The organism is Acetobacter fabarum, from assembly GCF_029069195.1.
In the GTDB taxonomy this organism is placed as follows: Bacteria; Pseudomonadota; Alphaproteobacteria; order Acetobacterales; family Acetobacteraceae; genus Acetobacter; species Acetobacter fabarum_A.
The window spans coordinates 210927-225262 of sequence record NZ_JARDYK010000003.1; the positions used below are offsets into that span (position 1 = coordinate 210927).

The following is a 14336-nucleotide window of genomic DNA, read 5'->3' on the forward strand; positions in this document are numbered from 1 at the left end:
CCTGCCAGCGCAGGCCGTTCAACTTTTGTGCATGGAATGATCGGAATGAGCCGTTTCTGGAGTCCTCTTGTTCACACCCTGACGCCTTATGTGCCGGGTGAGCAGCCAAAAATTGCCAATCTGATCAAGTTGAACACCAATGAATCACCCTATGGCCCGTCCCCCCGTGCGCTGGAGGCCATAAAGGTGGCCACCAATGACAGCATGCGCCTGTACCCTGACCCGGAGGCGCTGGCACTGCGCACGGCACTGGGCCAGCGCGTGGGGCTGGGTGCGGACCATGTGTTTGTTGGCAATGGTTCGGACGAGGTGCTGGCTCACGCGTTCCAGGCCCTGTTCGCACACGGGGAGCCGCTGCTCTTCCCCGATGTCAGTTACAGTTTTTACAAGGTTTACTGCGGGCTGTACAAACTGCCTTACCGCATGGTGCCATTGCGTGCGGATATGGGCATTGCGGTGGAGGACTACGCAGGCCCGTGCAGCGGTGTGGTGATTGCCAACCCCAATGCGCCAACGGGTATTGCACTGGGGCTGGATGCCATACGCCAACTGCTGGACATGCACCCCGAGCGGGTGGTGCTGGTAGATGAAGCCTATGTGGATTTTGGTGCGCAAAGTGCGGTGGAACTGGTCCGCGATTATCCTAATCTGCTGGTTGTGCAGACTTTCTCCAAATCCCGCGCGCTGGCGGGGGCGCGGGTGGGCTTTGCCTTTGGGCAGCCTGATCTGGTTGAAGCTCTGGTGCGGGTCAAGGACAGCTTTAATTCCTACCCGCTGGACCGTCTGGCGCAGGCCGGTGCTCTGGCCTCTGTGGAGGATGAGGAGTGGTTCGCCAAAAGTGTGGAGCGGGTCATGGGCAGCCGCACGATGCTGAGCGATGGACTGCGTGAACTTGGTTTTGAAGTCTTGCCCTCCATGGCAAACTTTGTTTACACTCGCCATCCTGATCGTGATGCAGGAGAACTCGCAGCACAGTTGAGAGCCCGGGCCATTCTTGTCCGCCACCTCAAGGGTGAACGCACAATGGCGTGGTTGCGCATTACGGTTGGAACGCAAGAGCAGTGTCAGGCCTTGCTTGATGTGTTGCGCGACAGTGTTCTTCGTAATTCGTAAAAACTGTCTGGTCATTTGTCCAGCCGTTACGATCCTGGTCGGGCCAGTGCCGTGCACTGTGCGCGGCAGGTGTGACAAGGCCGGTCAGGTATTAAATTTTTAAGACATAAACCGTGCCGCACACCCCGCCGCACGGTCTTGATTTGATGGAGGGTCTGTTCATGCGCGCTTTTCGCGGCCAGATGTCTGATAACCAGCCAATCCGGCGCTCTCTGCCGGAAAAACAGAAGCAACTGCGTGACCTGAAGGAAACGCTGGCTGCCATGAAGTCCCACACCTCTCCAGCACTGAAGGAGAGTGTCCGCAAGCGTATCGCCCAGCTTGAGGCTGAACTAACGGCGGCTCCTGTTCTTAAGTCCAACCGCCCCAGTGGTGCCGCCCGGCCCCGGCAGGAGCGGGGGAATGTGCCGCGCCGACCAACAATACGTTCTCTTTAAATAACGCGCCAGACAGGGGAGAGGTGGTTGACCTCTCCCCTTTTTGTGTGGCTTGTGCGTGTTGTAGCGTTTTTTGGCGCCTTCATTGCCGCAGAATCAGATGATTGCGGTGCATTGGAAAAACACCCCCATAACAGACTGGCAGAGCAGGGAGATCGGAATTGGCTGGAACCACCTTGTCTCAACTGACAGATCTGCTTTCTGAGGGGGGAACCCTGCTGCGCGATGGTCTGGTCTGGGCCATTTACTGCCGCCCCGGTCAGGAGCCGCAGGAACTTGAGCGCGATGTGGTGGTTCACCGCCTGACAACCGGGAACTTCCCCCCCGAGTTTGCCGAGGGCGCAGGATGGGCGTGGTTTCATTTCGATATTGTCCACACCATGTCACGCCATCAGATCGAGACCATTCCCTCCCTGCCCGAGGAAGTGCGGCAGGTTCTGACCAATCTGGAACGCAGCACCCGGCTGGAAAACGAGGGGGATATTGTTTTTGGCGCACTCCCCGCGTTTGATGATACGTCCACCGATGACGATCGTAACGTCAGCACATGGCGGTTCACCCTTGAGCCCGATCTGCTGCTGACCACCCGTCGTCACCCCATTCCCGCTCTTGGGGTTGTATTCCACGAACTCAAGCGCGGGCTGGTGCCACGCTCCCCCGCCAAGGTGGTGGACCGTGCCCTGCTGGAATTTGCCGATACGCTGCGGCGTGACTTTGCCCGTCTGGATGACCAGCTTGACCGGGCGGAGGATGTGCTGCTGATGCTGGACCGGGATACGGATCTGGGCCGTATGAGCGGCCTGCTGGGTATGGTGCGCCGCCGCTCTACGGAATTACGGCGGGTGCTGGCTCCCGTTGACCGGATTTTTCGCGATGAAGAACTTGAATTGCCCGAATGGGCTGAGGATGATCTGAAGGACCGCTCGCACCGGCAGGTTCATGCTGCGCTCGATGACCTTCTGGCCCTTCAGGACCGGGCCCGTTCCCTGCAGGATGAGCTGACATCCAATCAGGCAGAAGAAACCAACCGCCGGTTGTATATTTTGACCGTGGGTACCATCCTGATGCTCCCTGCAACGCTGGTAACCGGCTTTTTTGGCATGAATACGGGCGGCATGTTCCTGACCGATGGTCGGTGGGGCACGGTGGATGCGGGTGGATTGTGTTTTCTGATCATGATGGGAACGTGGTTTCTGCTCAAGTTCATCCGCTTTTTGTAAAAGCCGCCTGTGGCATGTGGTGGCCGGGGCCACAATAATCAGAATTGTTGCATGTGGGAGCGCGTGCCATAAAATAAGCCAAGTTGAAGGGCACAGTCATCGGCTGGGAATTTTGGTATTGTCTGGCCAGCCCATGGATAAAATAGGCATGTTCGTGTTGTTTGCTTGCAGTCAGTCCGGTGTCGCCACAGGGCGCCTGGGTGGTGGTGGAGCGTTTTCTTGCATGTGGGGTATGGCCCGTATAAACACATGGTCGTATTTTCTGGTCCGGTCATGTGGGAATAGGCATGGCGCAGGCCAGATTTCCTGTGCCACGGCAAGGATGGATAAAACAGCATGACAGGCAGACGGCCCCTTTTCAGGATGCAGGACTGTTGTGCCGTCCGGAGCGCTTCCGGCAGGTTTGGGCGTGGTGTCAGGGGTGTACTCGCACTGGGGCTTCTGGCCGTGCTGGCGGCATGCGCCGGCCAGCCCGGTGGGAGCGATACGGATGTTCCCATCGCGCAGGAGGCCGAGTTCTACCGTGCCCATGCACGCTCCTACTATGCGCCTCCCGGTCCGACAGAAGATCCGTGGGGACCATATATCCGCGAAGCTTCCAAACGTTTTGATGTGCCTGAAGAATGGGTGCGCGCCGTTATCCAGCAGGAATCCGGCGGCAGGCTCTTCCATGATGGCCAGCTGGTTACATCCGGCCCCGGTGCCATGGGCCTGATGCAGCTGATGCCTCCAACCTATGATGAAATGCGCGCCGCGTATAATCTGGGCGGAGATGCTTACGAACCGCACGATAACATTATGGCAGGGACTGCCTATTTGCGGCAGTTATACGATGTCTACGGCTCTCCCGGCTTTTTGGCGGCATATAATGCCGGGCCCGGACGTCTGGAAGATTTTATAACCCGTAACCGTACCCTCCCGCGTGAGACGCGGAATTATGTGGCCTCCATCGGGCGGCGTATTGTCGGCATTTCGCCAGTTAATCGTTCTCAGGCCGATATGCAGGTGGCGAGCCATGATTCGTTTACGCAAAGGGCGATCGGCAGCGGAGCCGGGCGGAATGCAGGTGGCATAAGCGCTGTGCAGGCCGCGTGGTCGGGCAGGCAGCAAGGAGGTATGCAGCCCGTACAGGTGGCGGACGCCATTGGGGATGATGCTGCCGATAATACCGGCGCGTCCCCGGCTTCCTATGGGCAGGACTGGCACCCTGTTTCACGTAAAACAAGGGTGGATGGGTTGACTGAAAGCTCGTCAGATGTGCGTGCCATATGGGCCAAACGGCTGGGAGCAGGCGCGCAGCCCCTCTCTGGCACACCGGTACAGGTTGCTCAGGCGGAGGAAACGGAAGCGGATGATGCCGGATATATCCCCGCACCTCTGACCGAATCGGGGGTGTCTGACTCCGAACCTGCCCGGGTAGCCGTGGCGGGTGGGCGGAAAGGGGGGAGTTTACGCCTGTTCTCCAGTGCGCATGCGGAACCTGCTCCCTTGCTGGGTAGGAAGGTGCGGAGTGTGGATGCCAGAAACTGGGCCATTCAGGTTGGTGCTTTTGGCTCCGCTGCACTGGCGCAGCAGGCATCGGGGCGGGCACAGCACCAGAATACGTCTCTTTCAGGCGCGCGAGTGCAAATTGCTGTGGTGCAGGCAAAAACAGGGCGCTTGTACCGTGCCCGCCTCACCAACCTGTCGCATACTGATGCAGTGGGGGCATGCCGCAAACTGAGCGGATGTGTCGTGATCTCACCAGAATCCCGCCTCTAGGCTGGTGGTTGCTGGCTTCCTGCCTGCGCTGGTCTGCGTGGGGGAGGCGCGGAAGAAGGGACCGCAGTAGCAGGCTTGGGCGTGCCGGGCGCGGCAAGAGGGATATTGTCCCGGCCGGAATAGCGGTCAATAATCTGTTTTGTCGCCGCAGCGGCTTCCTGCGCTGCCGCTACGGCTACATCTCCCCAATACTGGTCGAGCGAATGGGCGTCTATGTCATGCAGTTGTGTGGCTGCCCCGGCTTCCTTGCCGTTTGCGTCCACAACATGCCAGACAATTTCGATGTGATCCTGAGGGTGGCCCGTAGTGCCAGCCGGACCGGGCGTGAGTTTTACGGTCGTGGTTACAATAAAGTCAGCATTTTTGGCCGAGTTCTGGATTGTATCCTCACTATCCCTGAACGATGCGATAAAGGCTTGTGCGAGTGATGTATTGCCATCGCCCGGAGCGCCGCTGACACCTGTAAAATACACTCGTGCCGCGCGGTGCTTAAGGCTGTGCGGGTCTTTGTCCATATCATCAGCCTGAATACCCGTCAGGACTGCGGTAACGCGGTTGGCTGCATCCTGTGCGACCAGTGTGAAGAATGACCCATCTCCCGCAGACCATTGTTCTACAGGGATCGGCTGGCCCTCCTGCGTGGCCCGGACCGTGTTCTTGGGGGTCATGACCGTATAAATGGGCACAACCTGCCCATTGCGCAGTTCGGCCTTCATGCTTAGCCACCAGTCCCCTTTGCGTGTGGGTTGGGCTATGGCGGGAATGGTCTGCTGGAGAAGTGCCTGAGCGACACTCTTGGCCCATAAACTGGCATTGGCGTCTGAGAGCAGAACATTGGGAGGTGTGGGTACATCCAGCCGTGCAGGTGGGGCATTGGCGGCTAGTCCTGGTCCGTTTTTGCCTGAATGTGCAAAGGGGTGGGGCACATCAAGGCAGCCGCTCAGTAAAAGCAGAGCAGAACAGGAGAGAGCAAGACGTAAGGGCTGCTGGCGGCGTTTCATCCGTTGCGGGGTCCTGTGGCGATACCAGAAATCTGGTGTCCAATGGGGCCGCCTCCAGCCAGCGTGCGCCGCCGGTGGCTGAAAAAACGTGTCTCGTCACTCAGTGTATCCACTCCCAGAGCGGCGACATGTTTGAGTCCTGCGCGTTGCAGACGAAAGACGCACCACCCGGCCAGATCAAACTGGTAATGGCCTGCCTGTTTGCCAGGGGCAAAAAAACGGGCAGCCTGCTTGTCGGTGCTGGTAATGGCGGTGTGCATGTCTTCGGCGGTTTCGTAGCTTTCCTGTGCAATGCAGGGGCCAACCACGGCGCGGATATCCTCGCGCACGGCGCCAAGGGGCAGCATGGCCTCTATTGTCGCTTCCAGCACACCACTTAACGCGCCGCGCCAGCCTGCGTGGGCCGCACCAACAACGTTGCCCTGCGCGGTGCTGAACAGCACCGGAGCACAGTCTGCCGTAATCACACCTATGGCCAGTTCGGGGTTGCTGGTTACCAGCGCATCTGCCGCAGCGCCGGTGCCTGCGGGCCACGGGCTGGTGGCGGTTATAACGACCGGGCCATGTACCTGAGTGACGCCCAGCAGACAGCCTGCCTGCACACCCAGATGGCTGGCAACAAGCTGGCGGTTATGAGCCAGATTTTCTGCACTGTCTCCCGAGCGGGTGGAGCAGTTCAGGCTGGCATATGGGCCGCTGGAAACACCGCCTTCACGCGTAAAAAAACCATGCCGGGCCGGCCCCAGCAGGGGGCTGGTCAGGGGGGCCAGACCGGTGGGGACGGTGGAGGAGCAGCTCATGCAACCGGACCTTTCGTAAAGCCAGGAGGAGTAGGCAGGGAGGGACTGGCCAGAGCCATGACCTTGAACAGATGCCCCATTTTATCTGGTGCGACCAGCCGGTTTGCGGCCGAGCGCAGCATGGCTGCATCCTGCGGCGCTGCGTTGCGCGCCAGTTGCTCGGTGCGTTCCATAATACCCAGATGCTGCAGGAAATCCCCTTGGTTTTCGGTCCCGTAAGTGGCGGCCTCGGCTTTGCGGGCTACGGCAAGCAGGGCTGTAAAATCCACATGGGTGGTCAGGTCTGCCTCACCTTCCTCCGCCTGAAGCGGGTGGGTCGGGCGAGCATGGCGCAGGGCCTGGAGTGAATCCCCGGTTGAACTTGTGTCGTGCCCATAATCAATAAACAGCGCCACACCGGGGGAATGGGTAAATCTGTGGGCAAGGTCGCGCACAATATGCTGGGCCTGTTCGCATACTTCCACAACCGTATTGGGCTCGAGCACGCGGCTGTCTGGCAGGGTGGGGGGCGCGCAGGAGATCAGCTCCAGAGTTTTGTTGGCCACATAATGCTCATGCCAGCCCGTGCTGGTCTGGATGAACTGCCGCACGGGCAGGGCGTCCAGGAACTCGTTGGCCAGCAGGATCATGGGGCTTGCGGGTATATCATCAACATGTTTGTGCCACACAGGCTGCGTGTAGGGGTGCAGTATTTCCGCCTGCACCTGCCGCAGGCGGGGGGATGTTTCGACCAGATGCACATTGAGCGCCTGCGCCATGGCAGGAGCCTGACGGATGATGACACGCAGCGCATCGGCCATGAGCGTGCCCCGCCCCGGACCTGCCTCGGCCAGAATGATTCTGGCGGGGCTACCCATGCCCTGCCATACCGTAATGGCCCACGCACCGAGCAGTTCACCAAAAACCTGAGAAATTTCTGGTGCGGTAATAAAGTCCGACAGGAACGGTGTTTCGGCGTAATACTGGGCGTTTACCCGCGCCATAAAGTGGTCCAGCCGCTCTGCGTGGTAGATGTGTGGTGCCATAGGTCCGTTCAGTTTTTTTCAGCGGGTTGATCGTGCGGGTCGGGCAGACCTGCATAAATGGGCTGGCGGCGGGCATACAGCATCAGGCCGATGCCCGTGACCAGCATGGGCAGGCAGAGTAACTGCCCCATGGTAATGCCGCCGGGCAGGTAGCCGAGAAAGGAATCCGGCTCGCGAAAAAACTCGCAAAAAGATCGTGCGCAGCCGTATCCTGTCAAGAACATGCCAGCCAGAAAACCAGGATGTTCCCGCACCGACTGACGACGGGAGACGGTAAACAGGATTAAAAACAGCAAAAGCCCTTCGGTCAGGGATTCATAAAGCTGGGAAGGATGGCGTGGAATTGGCCCCCCTGTGGGAAAAATCATGGCCCAGGGCAGGTTTGCCGGAGCCTCGCGGCCCCAGAGTTCTCCGTTAATGAAGTTGGCCAGACGCCCCAGCCCCAGTCCGATGGGGACAGCCACGGTCACGCGGTCTGCAAAAGCCAGAAAGTTGAGTTTATACCGCCACGTAAACAGCACCATGGCGGTAATGACCCCGAGAGCTCCCCCATGAAAGGACATGCCTCCGTGCCACACTTCCAGTATGGAGAGCGGATGGCTGAGGTAATAGCTGGGCTGATAGAACAACACGTAACCAAGCCGCCCCCCCACAAGCACGCCAATGGTCACCCATGTTAAAAAGTCGTCCGCCAGTTCGGCTGTGCCAGCGCGCGGGCGTAGGGCCAGCAGTTTACGGAGCAGCATGATGCCCAGCACAATGCCTAGAATATAGGATAACGCATACCAGCGAATGGCCAATGGCCCGAAATGCACCAGCACCGGGTCGAACTGTGGGAACATCAGAACAGGAAGCATGGAAAAGTCAATCCGGTGCGTGAGGGGCCAGAGATCAGGGCGGTCTGCGCCCTGGTGGAGCAGGGCAGAAAACCGGCCCACCATGGGGTGGGGCTTGGCAGGACTATAAAGGGCGTACCTGCTCCCTCCAAGCCAGCAAATGCGCGGCAGTGCACATGAACGTGCAAAAACAGGGCAATAAGCTGGTAGTCAGGGTGGTGTCAGTTTTCTATCATGCCCGGTATTATCCCTTTTTGAGAAGACATAAGGTTTTACCCATGAGCGATGAAATTACGGTTGTTGCCATTCTCAAGACCAAAATGGGCTGCGAGGATGCGGTTGCAAAAGCCATGGCGGCCTGTGTGCCCGCGTCCCGCGCGGAGGCGACAAACCGCCAGTATGTGCCCAACCGTGATCTGGATAATCCGCAGACACTGATTTTTATTGAACGCTGGGCAAGCCGGCAGGCTCTGGCCGACCATATGGAAACACCGCACTTCAAACAACTGGCCGCCGCGCTGGAAGGGCTGCTTGAAGCGCCCTTCCAGGTGCATATCCTGCAACCAGTAGCCTGAAGCTGGATGGGCCAGCGCTTCCCTTGGCAGGGATGCGCTGGCGTGGTGGTGCTAGCGCAGGACAAACTGCTGGATAACCACCAGCACACCTATACAGAAGGTCAGGAACAGGCTGTGCTTGAATGTGCGGGCCAGCACAACACCCTCTTGTCCTTTGAGCGAGGTTACGGATACGCCGGTGGTAATGTTCTGGGGCGAGATCATCTTGCCCATAACTCCGCCAGAGGAATTGGCCGAGGCAAATAGAACAGGATCAAGCGAGAGCTGGTGTGCGGCAGCAACCTGAAGGTTGCCAAAGAGCGCATTGCCCGATGTGTCGCTTCCAGTCAGGAAAACGGCCACCCAGCCCAGAAAGACCGACACAAGCGGGAAGAACATGCCAGTGGAAGACACCGCATACCCCAGTGTGTAGGTCATGCCCGAATAGTTCATCAAAAACGCCAGGCCAATGGTCAAGGCTACGGTCACAACGGCCAGCCACGCCTGCCGTAAGGTTGTGGCGATGGCCGCGCCAAACTGGTGTAGCGTGGTGCGGGTGAACAGGGCGCTCAGAATGGCGGAAACCAGAATGGCCGTGCCCGTGCCAAGGGGTTCAAACTTCCAGACCGCGGCATAAACGGATTTGTACAGTGATATGAAAACGGCATTGTCCAGCCCCGGCCAGTGTATGGGCAGCGCGCCAATACGGGCAACGTGCAGCGCGTCCCATGCAATGACCACGGCAATAACCGTAACCCACGGAATCCAGCCCTGCCAGAGTGGTACGGGGGCTGCGCTGGCAGGTTTTTCCGCATTGATCTGGCTGAGGTCTATGGCGTATGCCGGGTCCGGCGCAGGCTGCCAGAAGCGCAGGAACACAATGCTGGCGACCAGAGACACGCTGGAAGACAGCACGTTGCTCAGGCTGTACAGCCCCGCGCCAGAAATGACGAGCAGGGTCACGGCAAAGCTGCCACCGGCTACGAGCAGAATGGGCCATGTCTGCCGTATGGAGCGCCACCCACCGTAAAGCGCCATAACATAAAACGGAATAAGGCAGGCAAAGGGGGTCAGCTGGCGGCCAATGGTGGCCCCAAGCACATCTGGCGGCAGTCCGGTAATGGAGCCCAGCACGGTTACGGGAATTCCCAAACCCCCAAAAGCCACAGGTGCGGAATTGAAGATGAGCACATAGGTCAGCGCGTCCAGTGCGGGAAAGCCCAGCATGATCAGCAAAGCGCTTGTAATGGCAACAGGCGTGCCAAACCCGGCAACACCTTCCAGCGCTGCGCTGAAGCAGAAGCCAAGCACGATCAGGATAATGCGCCGGTCATTGGGAACATGCCGGATGATCCAGCCCCTGAACGCGTCAAACCGTCCGTTATGCACGGCCACGTTGAACAGCAGCAGAGCGCATAACGCGATCCACATGACGGGCAGGAGCGAAAAAACCATACCGTTGGTTATGCTGGCCACAGCCAGTGCGGGAGGCAGGCCCCACAGGCCGATGGCAATAACCAGCCCCACGGTCAGCCCTCCAAGAGAGGACTGCCAGGCAGGGCGGCGCAAAACACCCATAAGGAACAGGGTAACAAGAATGGGGCAGGCTGCAACAATAAAGGAAAGCAGCAGGCTGTGACCCACAGGAGCAAGAGGCTGTATGAACATGATTGTTCTCAAACAAGGCGTTGTACCTCTCTCGTGATGGAGAGAGCGTTTGAAGTAACGCGTGCTCCTGTGCGAAGATGCAATAAAATTTCGTGTTATATCATGCAGGCCGTTCCTGTGAGCCGCCTGCCACCACGGTTTTTGCCGTGCAAACCCGCGCCCGCATGCTGCGTTCGGGGTATCATGGTCTGTGTGTTGCGCATTGTATGGAGGGCGGATTGATGGGGTCTCGAAGCATATGGGTGGCGGGGAGTGCTCTGGTTACGTTGGCTGCCGTGGTTGGTGGCGTTGTTCAGTATGCCCGTACGGAGCACGCAGGGCTTACTGTTGAACAGGGTATGGGACTAACCCCTGTGCTGCCTGCCCCCGCGCCACGACTCCTGCCTACGGTCAACATTGCCAATCCCATAGGCTGGAGGAATGGAGAACACCCCGTTCCCGCCCCCGGGCTTGGTGTTACGGCTTTTGCCTCGGGGCTGGACCACCCACGCTGGCTCTATGTCTTGCCCAATGGGGATGTGCTGGTCGCCCAGAGCAATTCTCCGGGCACGGATATACAAACAGTCAAGAACCGTATTGCCAGTTTTGTTATGGGGGCTGTTGGCGCAGGCGAGGCCAGCTCCAACAGGATCATGCTGCTGCGTGATGAAAAGGGGCAGGGGACGGCCACACTGCAAACGGTTCTGCTGGACCAGCTTTACTCCCCTTTTGGCATGGCGCTGGTCGGGAATGATCTTTACGTGGCAAATGCCAATGCCATTGTAAAATTCCCCTATCATCCGGGGGATACGCACATTACGGCCGAGCCTGTAAAAGTGGCTGATCTGCCCGCAGGGTATAACCACCACTGGACCAAAAACATTCTGGCCAGTCCGGACGGGCGGTTTTTATACGTGACCATCGGTTCCAACAGTAACGTGGCCGAACATGGCATGGTGGTGGAGGAAGGTCGCGCACGGATTGACAGGCTGGACCTGAAAACCGGAAAGCTGGAGCCATATGCAACAGGTTTACGTAACCCGAATGGAATGGGGTGGGAGCCAAAAACCGGCGCTTTATGGGTTGCGGTGAATGAACGTGACGAAATTGGCAGTGATCTTGTGCCGGATTACATGACATCGGTGCAGGAGGGAGGGTTTTACGGCTGGCCCTATAGCTATTATGGCCAGCATGTGGATGTGCGGGTGCGCCCGCCACGCCCCGATCTGGTCGCCACCGCGCTGGTGCCCGATTATGCGCTTGGCCCGCATACCGCATCCCTCGGCCTGACATTTACAGATGCCGCGCAGCTGTTGCCTGAAGCCATGCGTCAGGGTGTTATGGTCGGGCAGCACGGGTCTTGGAACCGGCGGCCCAAAAGTGGTTACAGGGTCATTTATATTCCTTTTAACGCAGGCAAACCCGATGGCGCGGCACAGGAGGTGCTGACAGGCTTCCTGACCCCTGATCAGGAGCATGTGCATGGGCGACCAGTGGGCGTTACCATTGACAGCAATGGTGCGCTCCTTGTCGCTGATGATGTGGGGAATACCATCTGGCGCGTGACCAAAGCTCCCTGAGCTGGTCTGTAACGGACGTGTTGGTTTTTTTGTGTCCTTGCATCCGGGGCGGGATGATGAAACTCTGCGGGCATAAAACTGGCTGAATGTCTGTATTTCCGCCGCTTTTTTGTAATGTGGGGCGCATAAGCCCCGTACAAGGGGTATTTCATGAAGTCCATACCACGTCTTGTTGCTGCTGTTTCCCTGCTGGCACTGGCGGCGTGCCAGACGCCAGCACCACAGGTGCCGGCTCCACCTGTGCCGGTTTGTGGCGCGTTGACGCAGCACCAGCCGCTTGCACCCGAGCTTGGGGTTGCGGGGAGTGGTCCGGCTTTTGGCATTAAGTATCTGTCCACCAATGGGGTGTCGGGTATTGGGTTGGTGCCGGTTACAGGAGTTGTGATTTACCCTGCAGGACCAGCCCCACAGGGCGGCTGGCCGATTGTGGCCTGGGCACACGGGACGGTGGGGGTCGCCAGGAGTTGCGCCCCATCTCTTAATCCCCGTTCCACGCGGGACCAGACATATCTGGGCGAATGGCTGCGCCGTGGGTTTGCCATTGTCGCTACCGATTATCAGGGCTTGGGGAGCGATGGCACACATCCGTATCTGAACGCCCGGGCAGAAGCCTACAGTGTGCTGGATGGGGTAAGGGCTGCACTGGCTGGTCTGCCCGATCTGAGCAACAACATCATGATCGTGGGGCAGTCTCAGGGAGCGGGGGCGGCGTTTGCTTCCGCAGCTTATGCCCCGGTCTACGCTCCGGCATTGCATGTGCGTGGGGTGGTGGCCACGGGTATTCCCTATATGTCGCCTGAGGTGATCAAGGCCGTCCTGCATGCCAAACCACAGAACAGTGCAAGCGGCATAGATCCGCTTGTGGCTTATGGCCTGCTGATGGGCGCATCCGAGGCCGGGCTTAACCCCGCGTTCAACCCGGAACAGGCCTTTACGCCGCGCGCCATGCCCGCGTTCCATGCCGCATCGGAAATATGCGCCCGCCCGTTGATGGAGCGCATAAAAACCGAAGGGCTGACGCGCGCCAATGCGTTTGAACCTACTCTGTTACAGGCGATGGCACCGGCGTTCAAAGGCATGCAGTTCCCCACGCTCAAGCTGGATGTGCCGCTGTTTGTCGGTATTGGCATGACAGATAGGGACGTAGCCCCCCAAGGGCAGCTTATGCTGGTCAAGGACGCCTGCAAGGCAGGTACTGTTGTGCAGGCGCATCTGTATAAGGGGCAGGACCACTCTCAGGCTGTTCTGGCATCCATGGCGGATTCCGCAGCTTTTACCGTAGCAGTCATGAATGGTCAGCCTGTTCAGGCGGTGTGCAGGCCGGTTGCGCAATAAGGTTTTGTAAAAAACTGGTGAAAACCGGAGCATTATGCAGTGTTCCGGTTTTTTTTTGCAGACTGCTGTGCCTGTTTTAGGCTGCGCATATGCTTTGCACACTGTTACGTTCTGGAGCCCGTCATGCTACCATGAAGGTAAGGGAGCCAGTTCAGATTGGTTGTGCTGCTCTGGAACAGGTATAAAACAACAAAACTGTTGGCTGTTTCAGGCATTTTTATTTTTGGAAAAATGTGGTGCACCCGAGAGGACTCGAACCTCTAACCCCCAGATTCGTAGTCTGGTGCTCTATCCAGTTGAGCTACGGGTGCGCCGTGAGGGGGTGTTTAGCCGAGCATCCTGACCTCGGCAACCCCTAAAAATGATATTTTTGATTTTTTTTTAATTTCGGTTCAAAAAGTTATCCAGCGGATGGTTCTCGGGGCGGCGCAGCGTAATGTGCGCGCGGCAGGTCGGTGTTCCGTAAATGCCCTCAAATGTGTCGTCTATCGGATGGGCTTCAAAAACGATGGGCAAAGGCTGCTTGCGGGCATCGGTCAGAATGAGCTGGGCATGGTAGTGCTGACGCTCCTTGTTGGGGACGCCACGCAGGACCAGATTGCCCATCTGGGGCACAAAGATCATGTGTGTGGGCTGGATCTGCATATAGGACAGCCCTTCGGTCGGGCAGTCGCGGCCTTTGTCTGTCACCAGCATGCCTGTCCAGTCTCCATACGGGTCATTGGCGGCGGAGGTCGCGGCCTGTGCGGGGGTAACGGCTGACCACCCCATGCCCAGCAGGATGGCGTATCCGCATAACTGCAAGTGTCTGGCGTTCATGTTCGGTGCTCTCCTGTGCTGTCAGCCTGAATCTGGGGTGATAAGCAGGTTGTGGCAAGTCCGGGTGGAAAACAGATTTGCTCGTTATTCTGGCTTTTATAGGGTGACGGGGCCGCCGCATGGCTTTATATCCGCTGTCATACTTACTTAGTGGTAGGCCTTGAGCGTGTCTGTCCCCACTGCACAAGAAAGCCAACCCTGACGCAGA

13 protein-coding genes and 1 tRNA gene are annotated in these 14336 nt (G+C 58.4%); 7 read left to right on the forward strand and 7 right to left on the reverse strand.

Going from position 1 to position 14336, the window contains the following annotated elements; genetic code table 11:
* Positions 1 to 45: 45 nt before the first annotated feature.
* The 4 genes from hisC (at position 46) to PY793_RS06620 (ending at position 4531) form a co-directional block, all read left to right on the forward strand.
* Complete coding sequence (gene hisC / locus PY793_RS06605) at positions 46 to 1113, forward strand: histidinol-phosphate transaminase (RefSeq protein ID WP_275177294.1); 1068 nt, start codon at positions 46 to 48, stop codon at positions 1111 to 1113.
* A gap of 161 nt (positions 1114 to 1274) precedes the next feature.
* The gene (locus PY793_RS06610) at positions 1275 to 1550 is read left to right on the forward strand and encodes a hypothetical protein (RefSeq protein WP_275177295.1); all 276 of its coding nucleotides are present in this window, start codon (positions 1275 to 1277) and stop codon (positions 1548 to 1550) included.
* Positions 1551 to 1735: 185 nt separating this feature from the next.
* On the forward strand, positions 1736 to 2770 hold the full coding sequence (locus PY793_RS06615) for a transporter (RefSeq protein ID WP_275177354.1): 1035 nt from the start codon (positions 1736 to 1738) through the stop codon (positions 2768 to 2770).
* Between the two features lie 336 nt (positions 2771 to 3106).
* The gene (locus PY793_RS06620) at positions 3107 to 4531 is read left to right on the forward strand and encodes a transglycosylase SLT domain-containing protein (protein WP_408744679.1); all 1425 of its coding nucleotides are present in this window, start codon (positions 3107 to 3109) and stop codon (positions 4529 to 4531) included.
* Here PY793_RS06620 and PY793_RS06625 read toward each other — a convergent pair.
* From PY793_RS06625 to lgt, 4 genes are read right to left on the reverse strand one after another with little or no spacing between them, the layout of a single operon-like run.
* Positions 4528 to 5532: a hypothetical protein gene (locus PY793_RS06625; protein ID WP_275177296.1), complete on the reverse strand. Its 1005-nt coding sequence runs from the start codon at positions 5530 to 5532 to the stop codon at positions 4528 to 4530. The genes PY793_RS06620 and PY793_RS06625 overlap by 4 nt on opposite strands.
* On the reverse strand, positions 5529 to 6332 hold the full coding sequence (gene pgeF, locus PY793_RS06630) for a peptidoglycan editing factor PgeF (protein ID WP_275177297.1): 804 nt from the start codon (positions 6330 to 6332) through the stop codon (positions 5529 to 5531). Before pgeF ends, PY793_RS06625 begins: the two co-directional genes overlap by 4 nt.
* On the reverse strand, positions 6329 to 7357 hold the full coding sequence (locus PY793_RS06635) for a class I SAM-dependent methyltransferase (RefSeq protein ID WP_275177298.1): 1029 nt from the start codon (positions 7355 to 7357) through the stop codon (positions 6329 to 6331). The genes pgeF and PY793_RS06635 overlap by 4 nt, the downstream gene beginning before the upstream one ends.
* Before the next feature lie 8 nt (positions 7358 to 7365).
* On the reverse strand, positions 7366 to 8214 hold the full coding sequence (gene lgt, locus PY793_RS06640) for a prolipoprotein diacylglyceryl transferase (protein ID WP_275177299.1): 849 nt from the start codon (positions 8212 to 8214) through the stop codon (positions 7366 to 7368).
* Between the two features lie 257 nt (positions 8215 to 8471).
* On the opposite strand from lgt, the gene PY793_RS06645 reads away from it, so the two are divergent.
* Positions 8472 to 8768 (forward strand): putative quinol monooxygenase, encoded by a 297-nt coding sequence (locus PY793_RS06645; RefSeq protein ID WP_275177300.1) that lies wholly within the window; start codon positions 8472 to 8474, stop codon positions 8766 to 8768.
* A gap of 51 nt (positions 8769 to 8819) precedes the next feature.
* Here PY793_RS06645 and PY793_RS06650 read toward each other — a convergent pair whose 3' ends face one another.
* Positions 8820 to 10415, reverse strand: a complete 1596-nt coding sequence (locus tag PY793_RS06650; protein ID WP_275177301.1) for an L-lactate permease — start codon at positions 10413 to 10415, stop codon at positions 8820 to 8822.
* A 221-nt stretch (positions 10416 to 10636) separates the two neighbouring features.
* Here PY793_RS06650 and PY793_RS06655 point away from each other — a divergent pair, with 221 nt between their 5' ends.
* Both PY793_RS06655 and PY793_RS06660 read left to right on the forward strand, forming a co-directional pair.
* The gene (locus tag PY793_RS06655) at positions 10637 to 11974 is read left to right on the forward strand and encodes a PQQ-dependent sugar dehydrogenase (protein WP_275177356.1); all 1338 of its coding nucleotides are present in this window, start codon (positions 10637 to 10639) and stop codon (positions 11972 to 11974) included.
* Positions 11975 to 12124: 150 nt separating this feature from the next.
* Positions 12125 to 13309: an alpha/beta hydrolase gene (locus PY793_RS06660; protein WP_275177302.1), complete on the forward strand. Its 1185-nt coding sequence runs from the start codon at positions 12125 to 12127 to the stop codon at positions 13307 to 13309.
* Between the two features lie 234 nt (positions 13310 to 13543).
* Here PY793_RS06660 and PY793_RS06665 read toward each other — a convergent pair.
* Positions 13544 to 13620 (reverse strand) — tRNA-Arg (locus PY793_RS06665).
* A gap of 70 nt (positions 13621 to 13690) precedes the next feature.
* On the reverse strand, positions 13691 to 14128 hold the full coding sequence (locus PY793_RS06670) for a hypothetical protein (protein WP_275177303.1): 438 nt from the start codon (positions 14126 to 14128) through the stop codon (positions 13691 to 13693).
* Between the last annotated feature and the right edge of the window lie 208 nt (positions 14129 to 14336).